Below are 24,773 nucleotides of genomic sequence, written 5' to 3'. Positions count from 1 at the left end.
AAGGGGCCCTGTCAGGCAATACAGCTTTCAGCCCTTCAATTCCTTCAAATGCTTGTACACCGTCGCCCGGCCCATGTTCAGCACATTGGCCACGTAGTTCGAGGCGCTTTTGCCCTTGAACGCGCCTTCGGCGTGCAACGCCAGCACCAGCTCACGTTTGTGATCGCGGGTCAGCAGGTTCAGGCTCAGTTGGCGCTCTCGCAGCCAGGCGTGGAGGAAGGTGTTGATCCGCTCCTGCCAGTCATCGCGGAACAGTGCATCCGGTTGCGGGATCAGCTTGGTCGGCGACAGGAACAGATCCAGGGCCGCCTTGGCATTCTCGAACAGCGAAATATTCAGGTTGATGCACAGCACGGCCAGCGGATGCCCCTCGCTGTCGCGCAGGACGGTGCTGAGGCTGCGAATCTTCTGACCATCCCAATTGAGCTTTTCGTACGGCCCGATGTTTCGTTCGTTGACATCGTCGCTGAGCATGTCTTCCAGCGCCGAGTCGTCGCCGATTTCCCGCTTGGACAGGTTGTTGGCGATGTAGTCGACCTTTTGCGTGCGCAGGTCGTGCAGCACCACTTCGGCGTGGGGGAAAAACAACGTGGCGATGGCGTCGGCGATCGCGTGGAAGTTATCCAGGGACGTGTCGTCCAGGGCCGAGTCTTTTTCGGGGGCGTTCATTGGTGGAACTCCAGGCAGCGTCAACGCCCCATCAAAGGGGCGTTGAAAGTGTGCCGTAATCGTGTGGGCGCGTCACCTGAGGATCAGGATCGGCCGAGGCGGGCGGGGGAGAGCATTTCGGCGTTCAGGCCGAAACGGCCGAGCGATTCGGGCAGCGCCGCACCGCGCACCAGTGCCGCGCTGGCCTGGCCCATGGCCGGCGAAGTCTGGATGCCATAACCACCTTGTGCCGCGACCCAGAACAGCCCCGGCACCTGTGGATCGAAACCGGACAGCAGGTCGCCGTCGCTGACGAAGCTGCGCAGGCCGGCCCAGGTCCGGGTCGGGCGGCGAATGGTCAGGGTCGTGGCCTCTTCGATCTGGTAGATGCCCATGGCGATGTCCAGCTCTTCGGGCTGCACATCGTGGGGGGCGACCGGGTCGGCGTTGGCCGGCGAGCCGAGAAACATCCCGGCGTCGGGTTTCATGTAGAAGGATTCGTCGAGGCTGACCAGCATCGGCCAATGGTGGATGTCCACGCCCTCCGGGCCGGCGAAGATGAACGCGGCACGGCGTTTCGGTTGCAGGCCCAGCGGCTGCGCACCGGCCAGTTCGCCAATCTTGTCGGCCCAGGCGCCGGCGGCGTTGATGATGACCGGGGCGCTGAACGTCTGGGTGCCGGTCTGGACCTGCCATACACCTTGGCCGTCACGGCTCAGGCTGACGACTTCGCTGTCGGTATGCACTTCGCCCTGGTTGCGACGAATGCCGCGCAGGTATCCCTGATGCAGGGCATCGGTGTCGATGTCGCTGGCGGTCGGGTCGTAGATGGCACCGTGGACCTTTTCCCGTCGCAGGATCGGCACCAGCGCGCAGGCTTCGTCGACGCCGAGCAATTGCATTTCCGGCACCGTGGTTCTGGCGCTCTGGTACTGCCGGTTCAATTCGTCCGGGTCACCGGTGAGGTCCACGGTCATTTCGCCGCGCGGGGTCAGCAGCGGGTGTTCGCAGAAACCGCTGGGCGGGTTGTCGAAAAAGTCCCGGCTGGCCAGGGTCAGCGCCCGCACTTGTGGGGTGCCATAGGCTGCGGTGTACAGCGCGGCCGAACGGCCGGTGGAGTGATAGGCCGGATGGGATTCGCGTTCGAGCACGATCACGCGGCCGTGCTGCGACAGCCAGAAACCCGTTGAAGCACCGGCAATCCCGCCGCCGATGATGATGAAATCTGCCTGGCTCATGAACGTCTCCTGATAACGCGCGATGCCAATGGTTCGGTACCTTGTAGGAGCGAGCTTGCTCGCGATGGTGTGTCAGTCGACACAGTGGTGCCTGATCCACCATCGCGAGCAAGCTCGCTCCTACAGGGCGGGGGGGGTTAGTGCTGCAGGCGGTAGATCGCATTGGCCAGCGCAATGTCTTCCAGGCCCAGGCCGATGGAGCGGAAAAACACATGGCGGTCGTAGTCGGGGCGCTGCACCTTCTCGCTGAGCAGGTCGGGCAGGTCGCCGACAATCGCGCTCCTGTCCCAGCCGTGTTGTTCGGCGGCGATCAGCATTTCACCGGCCGAGCCCGGGGTGGTCAGACGATAGTCGCAAAACACCTGCATGTCGTTGAGGCTCTGCGGCGGTACTTCGTGGGCACGCGGCGCGTTGGTGCTGATGGAGGTGATCAGCGCCGGTTTGCGCAAGCTCGACGGATCGATCACCGGCCCGGCGGACGAGGTGCAGAGCATGATCACGTCAGCGTCCTGAGCAGCAGCTTCGCGGCTGTCGACGATGTTCAGGCGTGGCTCGATGTTTTTCAGCAGGCTCACGGTTTCGGCATCTTCGTTCAGGCTCGGCGAGTACAGGCTGATGCTTTGCCAATCGCGCAGGCCCTTCACGTAATGCAGGTGCGCCTGGGCCACTTTGCCACTGCCGATGATGGCCAGGCGATTGGCTGCGAGCGGCGCGAGGGCATCGACCGCCACAGCGGTGGTTGCGGCGGTGCGGGCCGTGGTCAGCTCTCCGGCATCGCACAGCAGCAGCGGCTGCCCGCTTTGCATCGACATCAACAGCGTCCACGCCGTCACCAATGGCCCCTGTTCACGGACGATGTATGGCGAAGTCTTGATCCCGTACACGCCGTCTTCGGCCAGCACACCCAGGTAGTTGATGAAGTCGCCGGCACCGTGCGGGAATTCCACCAGTTGCTGCGCCGGTTGCACCGCTTGCCCTGAGGCCAGGTCGCGGAACAGCTTGCGCAGGATCTGCGGCACATCGACTCGCGCCAGATACTCGCGGGCCTGGGCTTGGGTGATCACTTGGGGCGTGCTGGACATGGTCGGCTCCGGGATTCGAGTTAAACTAATTTGTCCATTATGGACTTTTGGTTCTCTTGGGCAAGCTCCTGTTGAAAAAAACGGGCGAAAAAAAAGCGCAGTCCGTTTCCGGCTGCGCTTGTCTTTTCAGCGTCGCTTAATGAGGACGCTTACGCTCAACCGCCCGCAACAGGTGGGTCGGTGGTGTTTCACAGCTGATCTTGCGCCCCAGCTTTTCCTCGATGGACGGTAGCTGGTAGGAGTCGTCTTCACCGGCAAAGCTGATGGACACGCCGTCGGCGCCGGCACGCCCGGTACGACCGATGCGGTGCACGTAGTCGTCCGGCACTTCCGGCAGGGTGAAGTTGATCACGTGGCTGATGCCGTCGATGTGGATGCCGCGACCGGCCACGTCGGTGGCGACCAGCACGCGGATCTTGCCTTCGCGGAAACCTTCCAGGGTCTTGATGCGCTTGTGCTGCGGCACGTCGCCGGACAGTTGCGCGGCGTTGATGCCGTCGCGCACCAGGCGTTCTTCGATGCGTCGCACTTCATCCTTGCGGTTGGCGAAGACGATGACCCGCTCCCAACCGTTGTCGTTGACCAGGTTGTAGAGCAGTTTGTATTTGTCGGCAGCGGCCACCGCGTAGATGTGCTGCTCGACGTTTTCGTTGGCCACGTTCTGCGACTCGATCTCGACGATCGACGGGTCGGTGGTCCATTGCTTGGCCAGGTTCATCACGTCTTCGGTGAAGGTCGCGGAGAACAGCAGCGTCTGACGCTCGGACTTCGGTGGCGTCTGGCGAATGATCTGGCGCACTTGCGGGATGAAGCCCATGTCGAGCATGCGGTCGGCTTCGTCCAGTACCATCACTTCGACCATGTCCAGATGCACGTCGCCGCGCTGGTTGAAGTCCAGCAGGCGGCCCGGCGTGGCCACGAGGATGTCGCAGTGGCGGGCTTCGAGGTGCTTGAGCTGCTTGTCGAAGTCCATGCCGCCGACGAACGTCATGACGTTGAGGCCGGTGTACTTGGTCAGGTCGGCGGCGTCCTTGGCGATCTGCACCACCAGTTCGCGGGTCGGCGCGATGATCAGCGCCCGTGGCTCGCCCATGTAGCGCTCTTTCGGCGGCGGGGTCTGCAGCAACTGGGTGATGATCGAGATCAGGAACGCAGCGGTTTTGCCGGTACCGGTCTGGGCGCGGCCGATGGCGTCTTTGCCCGCGAGGGTGAAGCCCAGCACCTGTGCCTGGATCGGCGTGCAATACGGGAAGCCCAGGTCCTGGATGGCATGCATCAGTTCAGGGGCGAGCTTGAAATCGTGGAAGCGGGTTTTGCCTTCCTGGGGTTCGACGACGAAGTCTTCGAGTTTCCATGGGATGACGGGCGCCTTGGGCTTGGGTTCACGGCGCGGTCTGGCGGGTTTCGGCGTTTCGCTGAGCGGCTGCTCCGGGGCTGTTATCGCCGCAGGCTGGTCAGCTGTTGCGGTCTTCGGATCATGCTTGGGTGCCGCCGTGGCGGTGGCTCGTTCAGACTGAATACCGTCGGTGCGGTGGCCGGGAGCGTGAGACGCAGGGCTGGGAACTGGCGCGAGTTGCTCAGTCTCGCTTTTACCGAACATTTTCTTGAGTGCTTTGAGCACGGTCATCTCATCAATTGGTTAAGGAATGTACGCCGGCCAGTGTAATGCAAGAATCGGGCGCGGCGTAGTGGGATGGATCAAAGGGCGCTTTTAAACAGAAATGCTTAACGCAAGCGCTCGGTGAGCCAGACGCCGATGTCGCGAATTTCTTCGGGTAACACTTCGTGACCCATTGGGTATTCCTGCCATGTCACGGTGACACCATGCTGCTTCAGATACTCGTAAGCGGTACGTCCCATCGAATTTTGCACCACGTCATCGTACTGACCATGCAGTGATAGCACCGGGATGCGTTGCTGGCTTGCCGACAATTCCAGTTCGTCGCTGAAGGTGGGGGCATAAGTAGAGAGGGCAACTACGCCACCCAGTGGTCCCTGCCATTTCAGAAAAGCGGTGTGGAACACCACGGCGCCGCCTTGGGAAAAACCTGCCAGGAAAATCCGCGAGGCGTCTATTCCGCCGGCTCGCTGCGTTTCAACCAGTTCGATGATCCAGTTGGCCGACTCTTCGAGTTGTTCGCGATTGATCGCGCGCGCCGGGCTCATGGCCAATATGTCGTACCAGCTCGGCATTTCGTAACCGCCATTGATGGTCACGGCGCGGCTCGGTGCCTGGGGCAAAACGAAGCGGGTGCTCAGCAGGCTTTCCTGTAGCGCTTCGGCCACCGGCAGGAAGTCATAGCGGTCGGCGCCCAGGCCATGCAGCCAGATGACGCAGGCGTCTGCGGTCTTGACGGGTTCTAGAATCAAGGGGTTGGTCATGGCTGCTCCAATGTTGTGCGTGCGCGCTCATTAAGTGCGTGATCCAAGTGCGCGTCGGGTTGATCCGTTAAGAAAGTGTCGCAAGGTTACAAGTTTTGCTATTGACCTGCAGCTGAACCGCTTCCGCGGGCGGTGTGGTACGGGCTTTGCTATGGCGAAGCTTGTATGAAAAATCCTACGTCTGTCGGTAACACTATCAGGCCAAGGTTGTTAGTGGGATTGAAAAGAATCCGGTGATGGATGTTCGCCAAAGGCCGCTACGGGCTTCGCGAACGTGAAAGGGCTACAGCCCGTTCGGCCGACTGGTGAGAGTGAGCTTTCCATTATGTGGATTTTCTCCTACTAGACTCATAGCTAACGTCTTACGTCGGTTGACCCCAAAACAAGCCAACACGGGTCGACTACGCCTCAAAAGGGTGCGACTGGACTCACGCTCCGACACAACAAGAGCAAAACTGGAGGTTTGAATGAAGATGTTGAAATCCACCCTGGCTATCGTGACTGCAGCCGCGGTACTCGGTGTCAGCGGGTTTGCCCAGGCGGGCGCAACCCTGGATGCAGTGATGAAGAAAGGTTTCGTGCAGTGTGGCGTCAGCGATGGCCTGCCAGGCTTCTCGGTTCCGGATTCCACCGGCAAGATCGTTGGTATCGATGCTGACTACTGCCGTGCGGTAGCGGCTGCTGTCTTCGGCGACGCGACCAAGGTCAAGTTCAGCCAGTTGAACGCCAAGGAGCGCTTCACCGCGCTGCAATCCGGCGAAATCGACATCCTGTCGCGCAACACCACCATGACCAGCTCCCGTGACGCGGGCATGGGCCTGAAGTTTCCGGGTTTCATCACCTACTACGACGGCATCGGCTTCCTGGTAAACAACAAGCTGGGCGTGAAAAGCGCTAAAGAACTGGACGGTGCAACCATCTGCATCCAGGCCGGTACCACTACCGAGCTGAACGTTTCCGACTACTTCCGCGGCAACGGCCTGAAGTACACCCCGATTACCTTCGACACCTCCGACGAAAGCGCCAAGTCGCTGGAATCCGGTCGTTGCGACGTACTGACCTCCGACAAGTCCCAGCTGTTCGCCCAGCGCAGCAAGCTGGCTTCGCCGAAGGACTACGTGGTTCTGCCGGAAACCATTTCCAAGGAACCTCTGGGCCCGGTCGTGCGTAATGGCGACGACGAGTGGCTGGCCATCGTGCGCTGGACTGGCTACGCGATGCTCAACGCTGAAGAAGCCGGCATCACTTCGAAGAACGTCGAAGCCGAAGCCAAGGCCACCAAGAACCCTGACGTTGCCCGTCTGCTGGGTACCGACGGTGAATACGGCAAAGACCTGAAAGTGAAGAAAGACTGGGTCGTGCAGATCATCAAGCAAGTGGGTAACTACGGCGAAGTGTTCGAGAAAAACCTGGGCAAGAGCACTCCGCTGGAAATCGACCGCGGGCTGAACGCTCTGTGGAACGCTGGCGGCATTCAATACGCACCACCAGTGCGCTGATGGTTCTATCACCCGGTGGGCCAACCGCCGGGTGATGTTCTGTTCCATTATTTCCGGGGCACTTCATGCAAAATTCAATCGGCGCACCAAAGCAGAGGCTCAGCCTCAGCGATCCACGAGTGCGTGCGTGGGTATTCCAGATCATCACGATTATCGGGGTGGTCTCGTTAGGCTGGTTTCTGTTCGACAACACGCAAACCAACCTTCAGCACCGGGGCATTACCTCCGGTTTCGACTTTCTGGAGCGCAGTGCCGGTTTCGGCATCGCTCAGCACCTGATCGACTACACCGAAGCGGACACTTACGCCCGGGTGTTTGTCATCGGCCTGCTCAACACCTTGCTGGTGACCTTCATCGGCGTGATCCTGGCGACGATCCTCGGCTTCATCGTCGGTGTGGCGCGGCTGTCGAAGAATTGGATCATCGCCAAGCTGGCGACGGTGTACGTGGAAGTCTTCCGCAACATTCCGCCATTGCTGCAGATCCTGTTCTGGTACTTCGCGGTGTTCCTGACCATGCCGGGGCCGCGCAACAGCCATAACTTCGGCGACACCTTCTTCGTCAGCGCCCGCGGCCTGAACATGCCCGCCGCTCTGATGGCCGATGGTTTCTGGCCGTTCGTGGCCAGCGTCGTGGTGGCCATCGTCGCCATCGTGCTGATGAGCCGTTGGGCCACCAAGCGCTTCGAAGAGACGGGTGTACCGTTCCACAAGTTCTGGGTCGGCCTGGCGCTGTTCCTGGTGATCCCGGCCTTGTGCGCGCTGATCTTCGGCGCACCCTTGCATTGGGAAATGCCAAAGCTGCAAGGCTTCAACTTCGTCGGTGGCTGGGTACTGATCCCGGAACTGCTGGCCTTGACCCTGGCGCTGACGGTGTACACCGCCGCGTTCATCGCCGAGATCGTGCGTTCGGGCATCAAGTCGGTCAGCCATGGCCAGACCGAGGCGGCGCATTCCCTCGGCCTGCGCAACGGTCCGACCCTGCGCAAGGTGATCATCCCGCAAGCCCTGCGCGTGATCATTCCACCGCTGACCAGCCAATACCTGAACCTGGCGAAGAACTCCTCGCTGGCGGCCGGTATCGGTTATCCGGAAATGGTCTCGCTGTTCGCCGGCACCGTGCTCAACCAGACCGGCCAGGCGATCGAGGTGATTGCCATCACCATGAGCGTGTACCTGGCGATCAGTATCAGCATTTCCCTGCTGATGAACTGGTACAACAAGCGCATTGCGCTGATCGAGCGGTAAGGAAAAGCGCATGAGTACTCATACTTTCAAACCTGACATGCCACCTCCTCACAGCAGCATCGGTGTGGTGGCGTGGATGCGCGCAAACATGTTCTCCAGCTGGCTCAACACCCTGCTGACCCTGTTTGCGTTCTACCTCATCTACCTGGTGGTGCCGCCGATCCTGCACTGGGCCATCCTCGACGCCAACTGGGTGGGCACGACCCGCGCCGACTGCACCAAGGAGGGCGCCTGCTGGGTGTTCATCCAGCAGCGTTTCGGCCAGTTCATGTACGGCTATTACCCGCCGGAACTGCGCTGGCGCGTGGACCTGACGGTGTGGTTGGCGATTGTCGGCGTGGCGCCGTTGTTCATCTCGCGCTTTCACCATAAGGCGGTGTACGGGCTGGGCTTCCTGGTGCTGTACCCGATCTTTGCCTACTTCCTGTTGCATGGCGGCATCTTCGGCCTGACCAACATCGCGACCAGCCAATGGGGTGGCCTGATGCTGACCCTGGTGATCGCCACCGTCGGCATCGCCGGTGCGCTGCCGTTGGGGATTGTCCTGGCCCTGGGCCGTCGTTCGAACTTGCCGGCGATTCGCGTGGTCTGCGTGACCTTCATCGAGTTCTGGCGCGGCGTGCCGTTGATCACGGTGCTGTTCATGTCCTCGGTGATGCTGCCGCTGTTCCTGCCTGAAGGCATGAACTTCGACAAACTGCTGCGGGCCCTGATCGGCGTGATCCTGTTCCAGTCGGCCTATGTGGCCGAAGTGGTGCGTGGTGGTCTGCAAGCGATTCCCAAGGGGCAGTACGAAGCGGCCGCGGCGATGGGCCTGGGCTACTGGCGCAGCATGGGCCTGGTGATTCTGCCGCAAGCCCTGAAGCTGGTGATCCCCGGCATCGTCAACACCTTCATCGCGCTGTTCAAGGACACCAGCCTGGTGATCATCATCGGCCTGTTCGACCTGCTCAACAGCGTCAAGCAAGCCGCCGCCGACCCGAAATGGCTGGGCATGGCCACCGAAGGCTATGTGTTCGCCGCCCTGGTGTTCTGGATTTTCTGTTTTGGTATGTCGCGCTATTCCATGCATCTGGAACGCAAGCTCGACACTGGCCACAAGCGCTGAAGCGCCGTACCTAATTTAGGAAGTTCTTTTATGAGCGAAGCAATCAAACAGCCTGTGGGCCCTGAAGGCATTATTCAGATGCAGGGCGTGAACAAGTGGTACGGCCAGTTCCACGTGTTGAAAGACATCAATCTGAACGTCAAGCAGGGCGAGCGTATCGTTCTGTGCGGGCCGTCGGGTTCGGGCAAATCCACCACCATCCGCTGCCTCAACCGCCTGGAAGAACACCAGCAGGGCCGCATCGTGGTCGATGGCACGGAACTGACCAACGACCTCAAGCAGATCGAAGCGATCCGCCGTGAAGTCGGCATGGTGTTCCAGCACTTCAACCTGTTCCCGCACCTGACCATTTTGCAGAACTGCACCCTGGCGCCGATGTGGGTGCGCAAGATGCCCAAGCGCAAGGCAGAGGAAATCGCCATGCACTACCTGGAGCGCGTACGCATTCCGGAGCAGGCGCATAAATACCCGGGGCAACTGTCCGGCGGTCAGCAACAGCGTGTGGCGATTGCCCGCGCGCTGTGCATGAAACCGAAAATCATGCTGTTCGACGAACCGACCTCGGCACTCGACCCGGAGATGGTGAAGGAAGTGCTCGACACCATGATCGGCCTGGCCGAAGACGGCATGACCATGCTTTGCGTAACCCACGAAATGGGCTTCGCTCGCACCGTGGCCAACCGCGTGATCTTCATGGACAAGGGCGAAATCGTCGAACAGGCCGCGCCGAACGACTTCTTCGACCATCCGCAGAATGAGCGCACCAAGTTGTTCCTGAGCCAGATCCTGCATTGATCGAACCCAGGCACTGAAATAAACCCGGACATGTTCCGGGTTTTTTTTTGCCTGTAGGAGCGAGCTGGCTCGCGATGGACGTCAACGATAACGCTGGTTGGCAGGTACCCCGCGGTGCTCTCGAGTCCATCGCGAGCCAGCTCGCTCCTACAGAGGCATTGCCCTCGTGGAACATGTTGACTACCATGTCAGAAAATTCATCCTATGATTGGATGAGAGGGCGAATTCCGTGTCAGAAATCTCTCCATTGGTAAAACGATCCCTGGTCGATCAGGCTCTGGACCAGCTGCGCCTGCGGATCAACCAGGGCGTTTGGGCTGTGGGCCAGCGTTTGCCCACCGAACCTGAGTTGTCCGCCGAACTGGGCATCAGCCGCAACACCGTGCGCGAAGCCATGCGGGTGTTGGCGTTTTCCGGGTTGATCGAGATCCGCCAGGGCGACGGCAGTTACCTGCGTGCGGTGGTCGATCCGCTCGATACCTTGAAGGCGCTGTCGCGCTGCTCCCTTGAGCAGGCCCGGGAAACCCGGCACATCCTTGAAGTCGAGGCGATCGGCCTGGCAGCCATGCGCCGCACCGATGAAGACCTGGTGGCATTGCGCGAGGCGCTGGGTGTCAGCGGCAGCCACTACCACGGCGATCTCGATACCTACATCGCCTGCGATCTGGTGTTTCACCGTCGGTTGGTGGACGCCGCACATAACCCGACCCTCAGCGAGTTGTATCGCTATTTCTCCAGCATCGTCGGCGCGCAGTTGCGCCAGACCCTGAGCATCGTCCCGCGCCGCCAGGAAGTGTTCGACCTGCATATCGAGTTGCTCGATGCCGTCGAACAACGCGACGCGGAACGGGCCAAAGCCCTGTCGAGGCAGTTGATCAATGAACCTTGAAACCGAGAAGTCCGTGCACCGCGGTGATTTATCCACAGCCCGAAAACGTTCGGCAGAGTTGAACGAGCTGCTGATCGACGCCGAGGCCGATGACGAACAGGTCCAGCAAGCTCATCCGGTCCTGCGTCGGCCGTGGCTGTTGCTGCTGGGCCTGATCCTGGTGGCGCTGAACCTGCGTCCGGCGCTGTCAAGCATGGCGCCGATGCTCAGCGAGGTCTCGAAGACCCTCGGCTTGTCGGCGTCCACGGCGGGATTGCTGACCACGCTGCCGGTGCTTTGCCTTGGCCTGTTTGCGCCACTGGCGCCGCTGCTGGCGCGTCGCTTCGGTGCCGAGCGGGTCGTGTTGGGTATTCTTCTGACCCTGGCTGGCGGGATCATCCTGCGCAGTTCGTTCGGCGAGATCGGCCTGTTTGCCGGAAGCGTGCTCGCCGGTGCCAGCATCGGCGTGATCGGCGTGTTGTTGCCAGGCATCGTCAAGCGCGATTTCCCGAAACAGGCCGGGACCATGACCGGCGTCTACACCATGGCCCTGTGCCTGGGGGCGGCGATGGCGGCGGGTGCGACCGTGCCCCTCAGTGAGCATTTCGACAAGAGCTGGGCGCTGGGTCTTGGTTTTTGGGTTATCCCCGCGTTGGCGGCGGCCGTGTTCTGGCTGCCGCAAGTCGGCCAGAAACACGGCGCGCACAACGTCGCCTATCGCGTTCGCGGTTTGCTGCGTGACCCGCTGGCCTGGCAAGTGACCTTGTACATGGGCCTGCAATCGTCCCTGGCCTACATCGTGTTCGGCTGGTTGCCATCGATTCTGATCGGGCGCGGCCTGACCCCGACCCAGGCCGGGCTGGTGCTGTCGGGCTCGGTGATCGTGCAACTGGTCAGCTCGCTCGCGGCACCCTGGCTGGCGACCCGTGGCAAGGACCAGCGGCTGGCAATTGTGATCGTGATGGTGCTGACCCTCGGCGGCCTGTTCGGCTGCCTGTATGCGCCGATCGATGGCTTGTGGGGCTGGGCAATTGTGCTGGGGCTGGGGCAGGGCGCCACGTTCAGCCTGGCATTGACGCTGATCGTGCTGCGCTCGCGGGATTCCCACGTCGCCGCGAACCTGTCGAGCATGGCCCAGGGCTTCGGTTACACCCTGGCGTCCATGGGGCCGTTCGCGGTCGGCATCGTGCATGACTGGACCGGTGGCTGGACGGCTGTGGGCTGGATCTTCGGCGTCATCGGCCTGGGTGCGATCATCGCCGGCCTCGGTGCCGGGCGGGCGCTGTATGTGCAGGTCGAAAGCGAAAAGGCATGAGGGTGAAGGGCATCCATCCCTCACGGTCCGGGACAGCGTCGTGACATCCGGAACCGGTAGATGCCGAACCCTTCGGTCGCAGTCGCACCGAAGGGTTCGGCGTTGCAGGCCTACAGGTATACCACTTCGAAGGTTACTGAACCATCGAGGGTGAAGTCGTCGATCAGGGTGAGGCTGTCGGTAGGATGGATCACGGTTTTTATCCGCAGATCCATCGTCGCGTTGTTCACCATGATTGGTTTGGTGTGGTCAGTGGTGGAGCTGACCGACCACAGTTCATCACGGAAAATTTCTGAGGCGCTCTTCCAGGTTCTCCCCTCATCCATTGAGTAGATCGCCTGGGCGCTCGCCCCATCCGCCAGTGTTTGGGTGATATTCAGGAAAAAATACCCCGGTCTTTCACCTGCGGGCGTCAATCTCATTCCAAAGTAGGTGTAATTCGCAATATCCAGATAGGGATGATTGTCGATGACCCTCAGTGCGACCAGTCTCGGCGCCCCACATGTGAGGTTCAATTGAAGGTCGCGATCTGCTAATTCAGTGGGCTCAGTGGTGTTCAGATTTTTGACCAGGAGCTTGCCGTAGTCCACTACACCGCCGCCGGAAAAACCAGGAGTGCAGGCTTGCGGGGTGATGGTGCCGGTAACAGTCAGGTCAGTCGAAGACGCAAGGGCATAAGGCGCGAGGCTGATCAGAGCGGTTGCGGAGAGTGCTGCGAAGTAATGTTTCATTCTTTTCCTTTTTCGGGGTTTTCCCTGGTTGTACCCGGGCACGTGATGGCCTCCAGTTCGCCAGGGGTGGGTGTTACAGGTAAACGATTTCGATCGTGCCCGAGCCGTCGAGGTGGACGGCGCTGCTCAGATCCAGGTTTTCGGTGGGGGCGATGACCGCCTCGACCGTGACGGCGGCGCTGAGGTTCTGGATCGCGACAGGGCCCGAGATGCTGCCGGCAAGGTCGGTGAACCCCAGGTAGCTGTTTTGGGCGAGTGGAATCGGGCTCGTGCTGGCCGTGCTCCAGGCCGTGCCACCGGTGGTGGAGTCGGTTCGAAACAGCCGCGCATAGCTGTCGGCGCTGGCGCTGCCCGGGTCGAGGGTCAGCGAATACAGGCCGATTTTGTTGTTGCGGCCGTCCACGTCCAGGCCGTAGTAAATTTCGCTGTTCACCGTCGCCGAACCGGTGCGGTTGTCGTGCATGCGCAGGGCGAAATGCGTCGGTGCATCGCAGCCGACCTGCAGGTTCAACCCCTTGGGCGGCAGGCGGGTGCTTTTATCGGTGTTCAGATCGTTTTTGGACATTCGGCCAAAATCCACCAGGCCACCGTTTGACAGGTTCACGTTGCATGCCCCAGGGGCGAAGCTGGCACGCAGGGCGATTTCCCTGGAGCGTCCGGCGGCGACCGCATCGAGCAGACCCGTGGCCTCCCAGACCACCGCGTCGCGCACTTGTGATGCCTGCTCTTGGGCCCAGGCCGTCAATTCAAGCTGTGCCGAAAAGCTCTGCCCCTTGGCAACTGCACCGGCTCGCACCGGGACGATTGCCTGCTCCGGCCGCCACAGCAGGCTCGACGCTGTGGCTTCCGGCGTCTGACCGGTGGCGGAGATCAGCCCCAGGTCGACTGACTGCCCATCGAGTACCGCATGGCTTGCGCGCACAGCGTAGCTGCCCCGGTCGGCCAGGCGAAAACGTTCGGCGGTCGCGGCCATGGCGCGATAGAACACGGTCATGTCAGTGGGTTGTGAGCAGCTCAGGGTCAGGCTCACGCGGCGTTCGCCCAGCGTACGTTCAGGCAGGCTGTCGGCGCGGATCGCACGGTTCATCAAGCCGTAATCGAGTACCGGCTGGCTCACGCTGAGCTGACAGTCGTTGGCGAAGGCCCAGGCGTGCGGTGCCATTGTGCTCAGCGACAGAGCGCCAAGGGTCAGAAACAAGGGGCGGGACAGGTTCATGCGGTCATCCTCAAAGCGCTCGGCACTGGGCGGCGGCGGTTTCGTAGTACGCGTCGGTATCGGCTTTGGCCGGCAGCTCGAAGCTCAATTGGCAGCGGTCCATGCCCGGTGCAGTGATCCACAGGGTCGGGCTATCCAGTACGTTCGGCAGGAACACCACGCCGCCTTCCTGGGCGAGCGTGACGAACTCGCCGTCTTCGGTATTCACCGTGGCGCCACGGGGCAGTGGCGCACCGTTGGCGGTGGTGACCTTGAGCAACGCACGGCGGGTCTGGGTGATGCCGAAGTCGATTTTGTCGACGGCGCCGCGCCCGGCGGAGACCACCGCCAGCCCATTGTTGATATCGAGGTTGCGCGGCAGCGAACGGGTGTCGACTTCCACTGCGCTGCGACCATAGGCCGTCAGTTGTGACACCACCGCGTTGCCTTTGCTGTCGGTCCAGACCGGACCACTCGGGGTCGAGACCTTGATCGAGTCGGCATCGCCGACCGACACCAGTGCAAAGGTTTCGCGCACTGGGTAGGGCGTGAACGTCACGCCGTCACCGTGCAACACGGCACCCCCGCGCGCGCCCGCCTGATAACTCGAACGCTCGGCATCGGAGCGGGTGTAGTTCAGGTCCAGCTGGCTGTAGCGCGGCAACAGCGAAACACCGGCGGAGGTCTGCACTTGCTTGTCACGCGTGTCGTGTTCGACGCCGACCCGGTAGCTCAGTTGATCGTTGACCTGTTCGCTCAGGCCGACGCCGCTGCGGTATTCACCGCCGGCATTGCGCACCCAGGTGCGCGCCCGGCGGGTTTCACCCAGCGGAATGCTCAGGTTCAGATACACGCTGTCATCACTGCTCTGGGTACCGCTGACTTGCCATTGCGCCGAGGCCGAAACCGAGACGCCGCCGATATTGGTGCCCCACGAGAGCAGCGCGCGGTTGCTGCTTTGCCCGTCGAACGAGGTCGAACGGCTGACACTGCCGCTGAAAGCGCCCAGCCCCGGTGGGGACCAGCTCAGCCCCAGCGTTTGCTGGTCGCGATTACGGGAGTGGCTGCGCTCGGACTCGATTGCGGCCACGGCTTCCGACAGATCGCTGTATCCGAACGTGCGGTGCGAGGTGCTGGCATTCACCGACCACTGTTCACCCACGCGTTGCGATATGCCCAGATCCGCCTGAACACCTTTTGCAGGTTTCCCGGCGCGGATATCGGAGGCTTGCAGGGTGGTCTGGATCTGCGTGTTCTTGCCGGGCTGCAAGCCCAGGCCGGCACCCGCGGCGAGGTAGTCGGTGGCACCAGTGGCGCCGGCACTCAATTGCATCAGCGGGCTCAGTGCGCCGGTCCAGCCACCGCTGACCACCCAAGGGTCGTTGCCCTGGGTGTCGCCGGTGTTGCGTACCTGGCCGGCGGCCAGGGAAAAACCGGGGGCGGGCAAGCCGACCCCGAGCAGGGCCGCGGGGATGGTAAAGCGCTGCTCGCTGCCATCGGTTTCCTTGACCGTGACTTCAACGTCGGAACGATTGTCGAGACGGCGCACGTCGTTTAATGAGAACGGGCCGGCCGGTACCACCGTCGAGTGGATCAACGAGCCGTTCTGGCGGACTTCCACCTGAGCCTGGCTCCTGGCAATGCCTTCGATGGGCGAGCCTTGGCCTTCGCTTTGCAATGCCTGTTCGGTCATCAACTGCACGCCAGTGATCTGCGCCCCGGCCAGTACCGGGTTATAGAGGCTGATCTGGCCTGCCTGCAGCACCGTTTCCTGGCTGGCAAACGTCCGCTGGGCGTAGGCCGCCAGATGTGTGGTGGTCGACACGTCGTTTTGCCAGGTCTGCACCTGGCGGCTGCGCACGATCCAGTCCCCGGCGTTGAAGCCCAGCTCGGTGTTGGCTGACAGGTAGCGACTCGACTGGCCAGCGTTATCGCTGAACAGGTTGTTGACGTCGTAATTGAGCAAGGCGGCGAAGCCACCGGTTTGATAACCCGTGAAGTCCCGGGCCGTCGGCCGTATGGCGTCGGTAGGGGCGATCAGCTTAACACTGAGGTTTGCCGGGTCCTGTTCGATGGTCATCTGCGGCCAGGTGCCGAGCGCATCGAAACAGCGCTGGCCGTCGGCCGGTGCAGCCGGTTCAACCAGGTTGGCGGCGTCGAGCAGGGCACGGTCAAAGCACAGCTCACCTTCGTGGTTGAACGCCGCATCCACCCGTCCACGGGGCTGGCCGTTAACGATGAGGGTGATCGGGTGCTTGCCGGCGCTGAAGCGCGGAGCCTGCAGCAATGAGGTTGCCAAAGCCGGGTCGATGCCGCGTTGCGTCAACATTTTCTGGTCGAACGAGGTCAGCAATGCCGCGCCGCTGAGGTCTTCGGCACGGGCATCGAGCAACAGCAGCGCGTTACTCAGCAGCGCCACGGTACTGGCGCGTAGCGTCGACAGACGAGCGTTTACAGCCTGCTTTTCAGGCATGGCTTCGCCATCACGGTATTTGGATACGGTGTTCATGGAGTTCACTGAGTCATTGCCGCTGTGCTGGCTTGATCCACTGCCGCCGCTGGCTTGCGTCGGGGACGGTAACGACCGTCATCCCGAAAGTTCACGCCCACTCTTCCCTGGGGGCGCTGGTTCTACGGTGGTTCAGGGCTTGAGCGGTGCCTCGAACGGCGGCGCTGCGAAGCCATACACCGTGGCCGGCTGGATGCGCACCTGTTTGGCGGTCTGGGTCGATACCGCGACGCTGAGCTTCTCGCCCGGCAACACGTAGGCCTTTGGCAACATCGCATTGCCCGAAGGCAGCAGTTGTACCTCCTGGGCCAGCCGTACGACGTAAGGCGTATCGTTGCTGACGGTCAGTTGGCCGTTGTTCAACGACCATTGCAGGTCGGTCCATGGCGTGCGATTGGGCTTGAGGCCCTTGGGGTGCAGAATCACCGGCAGGTTCTGGCGCACCGTCACACCCACGCGGGCGCTCCCGGCTTCGGCGCCGGCTTTGCCTTGAGGGATGCCTTCAAAGATCACCCTCTTCAGGCGCTGGGTCACCAGGGGCTTTTCCGATTGCAGGATGAAACGGATCAACTGGCTTTTCGAGGCTTCGACCCGGGCCAGCGGCGGGGTCACGAACACCAGTTGCTCGGTGTCTTCGGGGATGTCTTCCAGGGTGATGTGCAACAGGGCCAGGTTGGCATCGGTGTTGGTCACGGTCACGGAGGCTTCGCCGTCGGCCTCGTTGACGATCACCACGGAGGTGTCGGGGACCATGCCGTCAGCCTGGGCCTGGGCGGCCATCAGCAGCACAAAGCCGCCAAAGCCGATGTAGATCAAATGATGTGCAAACTTGAAAATCTTCTTCATGACGTGTCTCGTTGATTGATCAAGCCGTTGACCGCCAGGCATGTGCGCTGAGCGGTGGAAACAGGGGGGCGCAGGCGATCAGCAGCGCTGTCGCGAGGGCAGGGTGGTGAATGTTCACTGGGCTTTTCTTAATGGTTTATTGGGCAACTAACGGCAGGTTCGTTGCCCGGTATTGAGTTGAGTTACAGGTAGACGATTTGCAGGGTGGCCGAGCCGTCGATTTGTGCTTCGTCGGTCAGGGTGAGGTTTTGGGTTGGGGCAATGAAAGGGGAAACGCGCAGATCCACTCTGACATCCTGCAGGGGGTGGGGAACTCTGATTCCGGTGCTGTCGCCAAAGGCAACCAAATAGCCCGGATAAATAGCGGTGTTTCCATCAGTCCATGACACCCCGCCATCGCTCGATTGCAGTATTGCCGATGGAGTGTCTGCAATAACGTTCATAAAATTCAAGACGTACTCCCCGAGCTTCTCATCTCCGTTGATAAAACCCAGCCCGTAGCGGACGGGAGAGGTCGAGGACTCCGCCCTGTTATCAACTGGCATAATCGCAAACAGGGTTTCCGCATCGCAATTCACGGTAAGTTGAAGAGTTTTTTGCCCGAGTGGGGTGGCAGCATCTGGCTTCAGGTCCTTGGCAGCTATTTTCCCGTAATCAAACACGCCACCGCCGGCAAGACTCGGCGTGCAGGCAGCAGGGGTGATGGTGCCGGTGACGGTCAGGTCAGTGCTGGAGGCGGCGAAGGCGGAAGTGGCAGCGCCAAGCAACAAGGCAGTACCCAGTATCGTCAGTTGTTTGTTCATGGTCGTGTGCTCCTCTCGATGAGCGTTTTCAGGTTGATGGCCAAGGCTGCGGGATGTTGGGTATCGGGCTGCTCAAGGGCGACGCAATGTATCCATCGAGGTGAGGATAAGAAATGCAACAAATACGAAAGCGTCTGTTGGCGTACGAATAAGTGTTGTGGGCTACGTAAGCTTTTGGCTATTCAGGCATGAAATTTCCCTGATTTCGTAGGGCTATTTGTTTTGCTCTGTGGGACTAATCTTTTTGTTTTCGGAGTAATGCCCTGGGGGCTTGAAGGCTCTGAAACTGCTTGGAGCAAGGGTTGTTTCTGGGAGTTGTGGTGGCTATAAAACAGGGCTACTTTCATGGCATGCAGTCATGTAGGAAAAGTCCCTCAATGCGAGTCGTAATTGCTGACGATCATTCTGTTGTTCGCGTAGGAATGCGGATGCTCATCAATGCCAGCAGACAATGCGAAATTGTCGGAGAGGCCGATGGCGTAGACGACCTGATGAATGTGCTTTCAAACACCCCCTGTGATCTGTTGATCACCGATTTTTCCATGCCGGGCGGGCAGCAGGTCGATGGCCTGACAATGTTGAATACCCTGCGCCGTCTATACCCGGCAATGCCGGTGATTCTGCTGACAATGTTTACCAGCGTGGCCACCGCGAGGGCGGCGCTGGCTCAAGGGGCGATGGGCATTGTCGCGAAAAACACCTCGGTGTCCGAGCTGCCGGCGGCAATCAATGCGGTGGGGCTGGGGCGGCGATACATCAGTGAGCCCCTGCGCGAACTGCTGGACAACGCGGACCGTCAGCTGGAGGAATCGCCACTGTCGGTCAAGGAATTGGAGGTGGTCAGAATGTTGGCCAACGGCATGACCGTCAGCGAAATCGCCCACCAGGTTAAACGCAGTGTGTCGACTATCAGTAAACAGAAAAACATGGCCATGCTCCGCCTGGGCATCAGTACTGACGTCGAGCTTTTTGCCTATGCCCGCGACAGCGGTATGGCCCACTAACCGCATTGATCACCCGGTTCTACCAAGCGTTTTAACGTCTCGATGCCGGTGACATGTAGCGCATTGCGTCTTCCGTAACGGCAAGATTGGCGAGCATAGCGACAGTTTCAATCTGTGGAAGTGGTCGCGTCAGGCGCTGGGTTTCAAAGGCCTGTTGCCGGGGTGGACGCCAGCCGCTGATAAGATCGCGGCTTGCTGCCTGACCCGCTGGCCTGGCAAGTGACCTTGTAGCTTGTGGGGCTGGATCTTCGGCGTCATTGGCCTGGGTGCGATCATCGCCGGCCTCGATGCCGGGCGGGCGCTGTGTGTGCAGGTCAGCAGTGAGAAAATCCAGCCATGATTGGAATCTATAAATAGACAAGTTCCAGGGTTGCCGAGCCATCAATGAACACGTCTTCACTCAAGTCCAGCGTCGAGGTCGGTGCGATGACCGCTTGCAGGGTGATCCGGCTGGACAAGTTCCGGATTGCAATGGGCCCTGCGGTGCTGGCGGGTACATCGGTGAAACCCAGATAACTTCGCGCAGCGATCGGTATGGGGGTTGACCGGGATGCACTCCATGCCCGCCCTCCGGTGGTGGAGTCGGTTCGATACACTTGAGGCAGAGCGTCCACTACGGTGTTGACGGGATCGAAACGCAGCGAATACAAGCCAATCCTGTTGCCGCTGCCGTCGAACTTCAGACCGTAATAGATTTCACTGTTGGTGATGGCCGAGCCTTCTCGATTGTCCCGCATGATCAATGCAAAACGCGCAGGCAAATTGCAGTGAATGCTGAAGTCGAGTGTCTCGTCGCGAAGTTGCGTGCGTTTGTCGACGTTCAGCTCCTGCCGGGAGATTTTTCCGAAATCGACAAGGCCGTTGTTGGAAAATGACGGGGTGCAAGCGACTGGCGTCAGGGTGCCGTTGATCGTCAGCTCAACGACTGACGCCGCATGGGCGCAAATTGTCGTACTCAACAACAGCGCCGTTGCCAGGTTGATGGGGATAGGCTTCAACGATAAAATCCTTTTTTTCAGTGGGCCGTAACGGTGCTGAACCGCGGACGGTCCAGCACCTTGTTCCTTACAGGTACTTCACTTCAAGGGTCGCGGAACCGTCGATGTCGATTTCGTCGGTCAGGTCAAGCGAATCAGCGCGGGCGATGTAGGAATCGATCGCGAAGTCGATAGTGACGTTCTGTGCATTGGCCGGGTCCGTTTCGCCGAGTGCTGCCACGGACAAGAGGTAACCAGGTTTTGCCGAATCTGCTTTCGCCCAGGTTGTTCCATCGTCGGCTGACTCGATCGGGTCCAGCTCGGTTGCACCGTCCATGACCGTAATGACCCTGGGGTGATAGAAGCCCAGCTCTTCGCCTTCATTTCCCAAGCCAAGGCCGAACGAACCGGTAAGGCCCGTATTGGGATTATTGTCAATTGGATTCACTGCGAACTTCGTTGCTGCATCGCAGGTCACGGTCAATTGAAGTGGATCAGTGCTGACCAGGGTGTTCTGATCCGGTAAAAGGTCTCCTGCCGAGATTTTGCCCAGATCAATGACACCACCGCTGGAGAGGGTCGGCGTGCAAGCGACTGGCGTGATGAGGCCTGTAACCGTCAGGTCAGTGCTCGACGCTGCGAGCGCAAAAGGAGCCGCGCTGATCAGTGCCGTTGTGGCGAGTGCTGCGAAGTACTTTTTCATGGGTGAAACTCCTTGCTACTGTTGTTGACCTTGAATGCCCCGGGGCACGTCATTGCACCTCGGGTTCAACAAGGCAGGGTGGGTGTTACGGGTAAAGCATTTCGATCGTCGCCGAGCCATCGAGGTGAACGGCGCCGCTCAGGTCCAGGCTCGCGGTGGGAGCAATGACGGCATCGACCGTCACTGTGGTCGTGAGATTCTGGATCGAGGCCGGCCCTGCGCTGCTGCCGGCATTGTTGGTGAAGCCCAGGTAGCTTTTCCGGGCGATCGGTATGGGGTTCGAGCTGGAGGTGCTCCAGGCCACGCCCTGGGTGGTGGAGTCGGTTCGATACACGCGGGCAAAGCTGTCCGCACTGGCATTGGCGGGGTCGACATTCAGTGAGTACAGGCCAATCTTGTTGCTGCGGTTATCCACACCCAGCCCGTAGTAAATCTCGCTGTTGACCGTCGCCGTGCCTGAGCGGTTGTCATGCATGACCAGGGCAAATTGCGTCGGGGCGTCGCAGCCAACCTGCAGGGTCAAATCCCTGGGAGGCAATCGGGTGCCTTTGTCGGGGTTGAGGTCGTTTATCGATAACCGACCGAAATCCACCAGGCCGCCATTGGACAGTTCCACCTTGCACGCGGCGGGCGCAAAGCTGGCGCGCAGGGTTATCTCCCTTGAATGGCCCGTAGCGACTGCGTCGAACAGACCGGTGGTTTCCCAGACAATGGCATCGCGTACCTGCAACGCTTTTTCCGGAGCCCAGGCTGTCAGTTCCAGTTGCGCCGAAAGACTTTGACCTTGCACCGCCACGCCGCCCCGAACCGGAACGATTGCCTGCTGCGGTCGCCAAAGCAGGCTCGAAGCGGTTTCTTCGGGTACCTGGTCGATGGCGGAAATCAGGCCCAGGTCCACCGGTTGCCCATCGAGTACGGCGTCACCCATGCGCACTGCATAGCTACCGCGTTCAGCAAAGCGGAAGCGCTCGGCGGTCGCGGCCATGGCGCGGTAGAACAGGGTCATGTCGGTGGAATGCGGGCAGTTCAGGTTCAGACTCAGGCGGCGCTCGCCCAGGGTTCGCTCTGCGGGGGCATCGCCGCGTATTGCCCGATTCATCAAGCCGTAATCGAGCACCGGCTGACTCAGGGTGAGCAGGCATTCATCGGCGAGCGCCCAGGCCTGAGGCGCAAGTCCGCTCAACATCAGGGTGCCGAGTGTTAACCGTAAAGGGTGGGACAGCTTCATGGGGGCATCCTTAAAGTGTTCGGCACTGGGCGGTGGCGGTCTCGTAATACACCTGGGTATTGGCCTTGGCCGGCAGTTCGAAACGCAGTTCGCAGCGCTCCAGTCCCGGTGCGGTTATCCACAGGTCTCGGGTGTCCAGGGCGTTGGGCAAAAACACCAATCCGCCTTCTTGAACGAGTGTGACGAACTCACCGTTTGCGCTGCTGACCGTCGCGCCACGGGGCAGGGGGGCACCGTTGTCCGTGGTGACTTTGAGCAAGGCACGACGGGTCAACGTGACACCGAATTCGACCTTGTCGACGGCCCCGCGCCCGGCGGAAACCACGGCCAGTCCGTTGTTGATATCGAGGTTGCGTGGCAGCGAGCGGGTGTCGACTTCTACCCGGCTGCGACCATAGGCGCTCAAGTGAGGAACCACGGCGTGACCTTGCCAATCGGTCCAGACCGGACCGCTGGGGGTCGAGACTTTGATGGCGCCTGCGTCGCCTACCGAGAGCAGCGCGAAGGTGTCCCGCACGGGGTATGGCGATAACGTCAAGCCGTCGCCGTGCAGCACAGCGCCGCCGCGCGCGCCAATCTGGTAGCTGGAGTGTTCGGCATCGGAGCGGGTGTAGCTCAGGTCCAATTGGCTGTAGCGCGGCAGCAAGGAAACCCCCACCGAGGACTGCACCTGTTTGTCTCGCGTGTCGTGCTCAACGCCGACCCGGTAACTCAACTGGTCGTTTACCTGTTCGTTCAAGCCGACACCGCTGTGGTATTCGCCAGCGGAACTGCGTACCCAGGTGCGCGCCCGGCGACTTTCACCTAGAGGAATACTGAAACTCAGGTAAACGCTGTCGTCGCTGCGCTGGGTGCCACTGACTTGCCATTGCGCCGTGGCCGACACCGACACTCCGCCGATCCGGGTGCCCCAGGACGCCAGGGCGCGGCTGCTGTTCTGGCTGTCGAATGTCGTCGAACGATTGAAGCCGCTGCTGAACGCGCCAAGCCCGGGGTGTGACCAGGCCAGCGACAGGCTCTGCTGATCGCGGTAGCGCGACTGGCTGCGCTGCGCTTGAGTATCGAACACGGCCTCCGACAGTTCGCGATAGCCGAAGGTCCGGTGCGAAGTTCCGGCATTGATCGACCACTGTTCACTCATGCGTTGCGAAATGTTCAGGTCGGCCTGAAGCCCTCTGGCGGCTTGGCGGGTGCTGGTGTCGGTCGCTTGCAGGGTGGTCTGGATCTGTGTGTCGGCCGCTGGCAACACACTCAGGCCTGTGCCCGCCGCGCGGTAGTCGGCGGCGCCCGTAGCGCCGGTGCTGAGCAGGACATTCGGGGTGAGTGCTCCGCTCCAGCCGCCGCTGATCACCCAGGGCGCGCCGCTCTGTGCCGCGCCGAGACTGCGTACCTGGCCGGCGGCCAACGAAAAGCCGGGAGCCGGCAGGCCAACGCCGAGCAGGGCGGCGGGGACCGTGAAGCGTTGCTCGCTGCCATCCGCCTCCTTTACGGTGACTTCAACATCGGAGCGACTGTCGAGCCGGCGTACGTTGCCAAGGGAAAACGGTCCTGCCGGCACCACTGTCGAGTGGATCAGCGAACCGTTCTGGCGAATTTCGACCTGAGCCTGGCCATGAGCGATCCCTTCGATGGGATTGCTTTGGCCTTCGACCTGGAGCGCCTGTTCGGTCATGACCTGAACGCCGGTGATCTGCGCGCCGGCCAGTACCGGGTTGTAGAGATTGATCTGACCCGCTTGAAGCACCGTCTCCTGGCTGGCAAAGGTGCGCTGGGCGTAAGCCGCCAGGTGAGTGGTGCTGGACACATCGTTCTGCCAGGTCTGCACCTGACGACTGCGCACAATCCAGTCGCCGGCATTGAAGCCGACTTCGGTATTGGCTGAGAGGTAGCGGTTCGATTGACTGCCGTATTGGCTGTGAAGGCTGTTGATGTCGTAGTTGAATAACCCGGCGACACCACCGGTCTGGTAGCCAGAGATATCCCGGACCGCAGGACGTATCGCCTGGGTGGGTACTATCAATGACAGGCCGAGGTTGGCCGGGTCCTGTTCGATTCCGGTTTGCGGCCAGGTGGCGAGTAAGTCGAAACAGCCTTTGTCGTTGGCCGGAGTCGGGGGCACGCTCAGGTTTGCCGCATCGAGCAGGACACGGTCAAAGCACAAGCTGCCCTCCTGGTTGAACGTGACGTCCACCCGGCCACGACGCAGGCCATTGACCGTGAGGGTGATCGGATGTCGGCCAGCGGTGAAGCTCGGAGCGGCCAGCAGCAGGGTTGCGAGAATCGGGTCGATACCGCGTTGACTGAGCATTTTCTGGTCGAACGAAGACTGCAGCGAAGCAGCATTGAGGTCTTCGGCATTGGCTTCGAGCCCGATCAGCACGTTGCTCAGCAGCAACACCATGCCGGTCCGGACTCGCGACAGGTGCGGGGGCATGCTGGCCGGCCGAATCGCAGGCATGGCTACGCCATCACGGTATTTCAATACGGTGTTCATGAGCTTCACTTGGGTTATGGCGCGGCGCCGGCTTGATCCACGACGGTTTGCGTTGCGTTTGCAGCGACGGCAAATCAGGCCGTCACGATGAAATGTCGCCT

General features: G+C 60.9%; 21 protein-coding genes and 1 pseudogene. 8 read left to right on the top strand and 14 right to left on the bottom strand.

The window, feature by feature from the left end; translation table 11 throughout:
* Positions 1-27: 27 nt before the first annotated feature.
* From AC06G5_RS24970 to AC06G5_RS24950, 5 genes are all read right to left on the bottom strand, one after another.
* A complete protein-coding gene (locus tag AC06G5_RS24970; protein WP_413704046.1) occupies positions 28-669 on the bottom strand; it encodes a helix-turn-helix transcriptional regulator in 642 nt (213 codons plus the stop codon).
* Between the two features lie 83 nt (positions 670-752).
* Entirely contained in the window at positions 753-1,886 is a 1,134-nt protein-coding gene (locus AC06G5_RS24965; protein ID WP_480458527.1) for an NAD(P)/FAD-dependent oxidoreductase, read from the bottom strand.
* Positions 1,887-2,023: 137 nt separating this feature from the next.
* On the bottom strand, positions 2,024-2,968 hold the full coding sequence (locus tag AC06G5_RS24960) for an ornithine cyclodeaminase family protein (protein WP_480458526.1): 945 nt from the start codon (positions 2,966-2,968) through the stop codon (positions 2,024-2,026).
* Between the two features lie 136 nt (positions 2,969-3,104).
* Positions 3,105-4,595 (bottom strand): ATP-dependent RNA helicase RhlB, encoded by a 1,491-nt coding sequence (gene rhlB / locus AC06G5_RS24955; protein ID WP_413425812.1) that lies wholly within the window; start codon positions 4,593-4,595, stop codon positions 3,105-3,107.
* A 98-nt stretch (positions 4,596-4,693) separates the two neighbouring features.
* Complete coding sequence (locus AC06G5_RS24950; RefSeq protein ID WP_413425810.1) at positions 4,694-5,350, bottom strand: alpha/beta hydrolase; 657 nt, start codon at positions 5,348-5,350, stop codon at positions 4,694-4,696.
* Between the two features lie 467 nt (positions 5,351-5,817).
* On the opposite strand from AC06G5_RS24950, the gene AC06G5_RS24945 reads away from it, so the two are divergent.
* The 6 genes from AC06G5_RS24945 to AC06G5_RS24920 all read left to right on the top strand — a co-directional run bounded on the left by AC06G5_RS24945 (position 5,818) and on the right by AC06G5_RS24920 (position 12,182).
* Positions 5,818-6,849: an amino acid ABC transporter substrate-binding protein gene (locus AC06G5_RS24945; protein ID WP_085715874.1), complete on the top strand. Its 1,032-nt coding sequence runs from the start codon at positions 5,818-5,820 to the stop codon at positions 6,847-6,849.
* Positions 6,850-6,914: 65 nt separating this feature from the next.
* Positions 6,915-8,096: an amino acid ABC transporter permease gene (locus AC06G5_RS24940; protein WP_413425807.1), complete on the top strand. Its 1,182-nt coding sequence runs from the start codon at positions 6,915-6,917 to the stop codon at positions 8,094-8,096.
* A 10-nt stretch (positions 8,097-8,106) separates the two neighbouring features.
* Positions 8,107-9,204: an amino acid ABC transporter permease gene (locus AC06G5_RS24935; protein WP_413425805.1), complete on the top strand. Its 1,098-nt coding sequence runs from the start codon at positions 8,107-8,109 to the stop codon at positions 9,202-9,204.
* 30 nt (positions 9,205-9,234) lie between these two features.
* Positions 9,235-9,999 (top strand): amino acid ABC transporter ATP-binding protein, encoded by a 765-nt coding sequence (locus AC06G5_RS24930; RefSeq protein WP_008018587.1) that lies wholly within the window; start codon positions 9,235-9,237, stop codon positions 9,997-9,999.
* A 229-nt stretch (positions 10,000-10,228) separates the two neighbouring features.
* Complete coding sequence (locus AC06G5_RS24925) at positions 10,229-10,888, top strand: FadR/GntR family transcriptional regulator (RefSeq protein ID WP_413425803.1); 660 nt, start codon at positions 10,229-10,231, stop codon at positions 10,886-10,888.
* Complete coding sequence (locus tag AC06G5_RS24920) at positions 10,878-12,182, top strand: CynX/NimT family MFS transporter (protein WP_480458525.1); 1,305 nt, start codon at positions 10,878-10,880, stop codon at positions 12,180-12,182. Before AC06G5_RS24925 ends, AC06G5_RS24920 begins: the two co-directional genes overlap by 11 nt.
* Before the next feature lie 110 nt (positions 12,183-12,292).
* On the opposite strand, the gene AC06G5_RS24915 is transcribed toward AC06G5_RS24920, so the two are convergent.
* The 5 genes from AC06G5_RS24915 to AC06G5_RS24895 form a co-directional block, all read right to left on the bottom strand.
* Positions 12,293-12,913 (bottom strand): DUF1120 domain-containing protein, encoded by a 621-nt coding sequence (locus AC06G5_RS24915; RefSeq protein WP_480458524.1) that lies wholly within the window; start codon positions 12,911-12,913, stop codon positions 12,293-12,295.
* A 73-nt stretch (positions 12,914-12,986) separates the two neighbouring features.
* Positions 12,987-14,129, bottom strand: a complete 1,143-nt coding sequence (locus AC06G5_RS24910; protein ID WP_413425797.1) for a DUF1120 domain-containing protein — start codon at positions 14,127-14,129, stop codon at positions 12,987-12,989.
* Positions 14,130-14,139: 10 nt separating this feature from the next.
* On the bottom strand, positions 14,140-16,617 hold the full coding sequence (locus AC06G5_RS24905) for a fimbria/pilus outer membrane usher protein (RefSeq protein ID WP_480458523.1): 2,478 nt from the start codon (positions 16,615-16,617) through the stop codon (positions 14,140-14,142).
* A 132-nt stretch (positions 16,618-16,749) separates the two neighbouring features.
* Positions 16,750-17,463, bottom strand: coding sequence for a fimbria/pilus chaperone family protein (locus tag AC06G5_RS24900; protein WP_413425793.1), 714 nt, complete (start codon positions 17,461-17,463; stop codon positions 16,750-16,752).
* A gap of 182 nt (positions 17,464-17,645) precedes the next feature.
* Positions 17,646-18,266, bottom strand: coding sequence for a DUF1120 domain-containing protein (locus AC06G5_RS24895; RefSeq protein WP_413425791.1), 621 nt, complete (start codon positions 18,264-18,266; stop codon positions 17,646-17,648).
* A gap of 377 nt (positions 18,267-18,643) precedes the next feature.
* On the opposite strand from AC06G5_RS24895, the gene AC06G5_RS24890 reads away from it, so the two are divergent.
* Both AC06G5_RS24890 and AC06G5_RS24885 read left to right on the top strand, forming a co-directional pair.
* Positions 18,644-19,270, top strand: a complete 627-nt coding sequence (locus AC06G5_RS24890; protein ID WP_413425789.1) for a response regulator — start codon at positions 18,644-18,646, stop codon at positions 19,268-19,270.
* Positions 19,271-19,328: 58 nt separating this feature from the next.
* Positions 19,329-19,493, top strand: a pseudogene (locus tag AC06G5_RS24885) (hypothetical protein); the annotation flags it as partial.
* 124 nt (positions 19,494-19,617) lie between these two features.
* Here AC06G5_RS24885 and AC06G5_RS24880 read toward each other — a convergent pair.
* The 4 genes from AC06G5_RS24880 to AC06G5_RS24865 all read right to left on the bottom strand — a co-directional run bounded on the left by AC06G5_RS24880 (position 19,618) and on the right by AC06G5_RS24865 (position 24,672).
* Positions 19,618-20,268, bottom strand: a complete 651-nt coding sequence (locus AC06G5_RS24880; protein ID WP_413425787.1) for a DUF1120 domain-containing protein — start codon at positions 20,266-20,268, stop codon at positions 19,618-19,620.
* Positions 20,269-20,335: 67 nt separating this feature from the next.
* Positions 20,336-20,950 carry a DUF1120 domain-containing protein gene (locus tag AC06G5_RS24875; protein ID WP_413425785.1) on the bottom strand — a complete coding sequence of 205 codons (615 nt, stop codon included), beginning with the start codon at positions 20,948-20,950 and terminating at the stop codon, positions 20,336-20,338.
* 85 nt (positions 20,951-21,035) lie between these two features.
* Positions 21,036-22,178, bottom strand: coding sequence for a DUF1120 domain-containing protein (locus AC06G5_RS24870; RefSeq protein ID WP_413425783.1), 1,143 nt, complete (start codon positions 22,176-22,178; stop codon positions 21,036-21,038).
* Positions 22,179-22,188: 10 nt separating this feature from the next.
* On the bottom strand, positions 22,189-24,672 hold the full coding sequence (locus AC06G5_RS24865; RefSeq protein WP_413704058.1) for a fimbria/pilus outer membrane usher protein: 2,484 nt from the start codon (positions 24,670-24,672) through the stop codon (positions 22,189-22,191).
* Between the last annotated feature and the right edge of the window lie 101 nt (positions 24,673-24,773).

Source organism: Pseudomonas sp. WT-JTC (assembly GCF_056711565.1).
This window is presented reverse-complemented; position numbering and strand designations above follow the sequence as displayed.

What these genes read in the sequence shown, in the direction of transcription:
- AC06G5_RS24970 (WP_413704046.1), bottom strand. Translation starts at nt 669, where the DNA reads ATGAACGCCCCCGAAAAAGACTCGGCCCTGGACGACACGTCCCTGGAT.
- AC06G5_RS24965 (WP_480458527.1), bottom strand. Translation starts at nt 1,886, where the DNA reads ATGAGCCAGGCAGATTTCATCATCATCGGCGGCGGGATTGCCGGTGCT.
- AC06G5_RS24960 (WP_480458526.1), bottom strand. Translation starts at nt 2,968, where the DNA reads ATGTCCAGCACGCCCCAAGTGATCACCCAAGCCCAGGCCCGCGAGTAT.
- rhlB (WP_413425812.1), bottom strand. Translation starts at nt 4,595, where the DNA reads ATGACCGTGCTCAAAGCACTCAAGAAAATGTTCGGTAAAAGCGAGACT.
- AC06G5_RS24950 (WP_413425810.1), bottom strand. Translation starts at nt 5,350, where the DNA reads ATGACCAACCCCTTGATTCTAGAACCCGTCAAGACCGCAGACGCCTGC.
- AC06G5_RS24945 (WP_085715874.1), top strand. Translation starts at nt 5,818, where the DNA reads ATGAAGATGTTGAAATCCACCCTGGCTATCGTGACTGCAGCCGCGGTA.
- AC06G5_RS24940 (WP_413425807.1), top strand. Translation starts at nt 6,915, where the DNA reads ATGCAAAATTCAATCGGCGCACCAAAGCAGAGGCTCAGCCTCAGCGAT.
- AC06G5_RS24935 (WP_413425805.1), top strand. Translation starts at nt 8,107, where the DNA reads ATGAGTACTCATACTTTCAAACCTGACATGCCACCTCCTCACAGCAGC.
- AC06G5_RS24930 (WP_008018587.1), top strand. Translation starts at nt 9,235, where the DNA reads ATGAGCGAAGCAATCAAACAGCCTGTGGGCCCTGAAGGCATTATTCAG.
- AC06G5_RS24920 (WP_480458525.1), top strand. Translation starts at nt 10,878, where the DNA reads ATGAACCTTGAAACCGAGAAGTCCGTGCACCGCGGTGATTTATCCACA.
- AC06G5_RS24915 (WP_480458524.1), bottom strand. Translation starts at nt 12,913, where the DNA reads ATGAAACATTACTTCGCAGCACTCTCCGCAACCGCTCTGATCAGCCTC.
- AC06G5_RS24910 (WP_413425797.1), bottom strand. Translation starts at nt 14,129, where the DNA reads ATGAACCTGTCCCGCCCCTTGTTTCTGACCCTTGGCGCTCTGTCGCTG.
- AC06G5_RS24905 (WP_480458523.1), bottom strand. Translation starts at nt 16,617, where the DNA reads ATGAACACCGTATCCAAATACCGTGATGGCGAAGCCATGCCTGAAAAG.
- AC06G5_RS24900 (WP_413425793.1), bottom strand. Translation starts at nt 17,463, where the DNA reads ATGAAGAAGATTTTCAAGTTTGCACATCATTTGATCTACATCGGCTTT.
- AC06G5_RS24895 (WP_413425791.1), bottom strand. Translation starts at nt 18,266, where the DNA reads ATGAACAAACAACTGACGATACTGGGTACTGCCTTGTTGCTTGGCGCT.
- AC06G5_RS24890 (WP_413425789.1), top strand. Translation starts at nt 18,644, where the DNA reads ATGCGAGTCGTAATTGCTGACGATCATTCTGTTGTTCGCGTAGGAATG.
- AC06G5_RS24875 (WP_413425785.1), bottom strand. Translation starts at nt 20,950, where the DNA reads ATGAAAAAGTACTTCGCAGCACTCGCCACAACGGCACTGATCAGCGCG.
- AC06G5_RS24870 (WP_413425783.1), bottom strand. Translation starts at nt 22,178, where the DNA reads ATGAAGCTGTCCCACCCTTTACGGTTAACACTCGGCACCCTGATGTTG.
- AC06G5_RS24865 (WP_413704058.1), bottom strand. Translation starts at nt 24,672, where the DNA reads ATGAACACCGTATTGAAATACCGTGATGGCGTAGCCATGCCTGCGATT.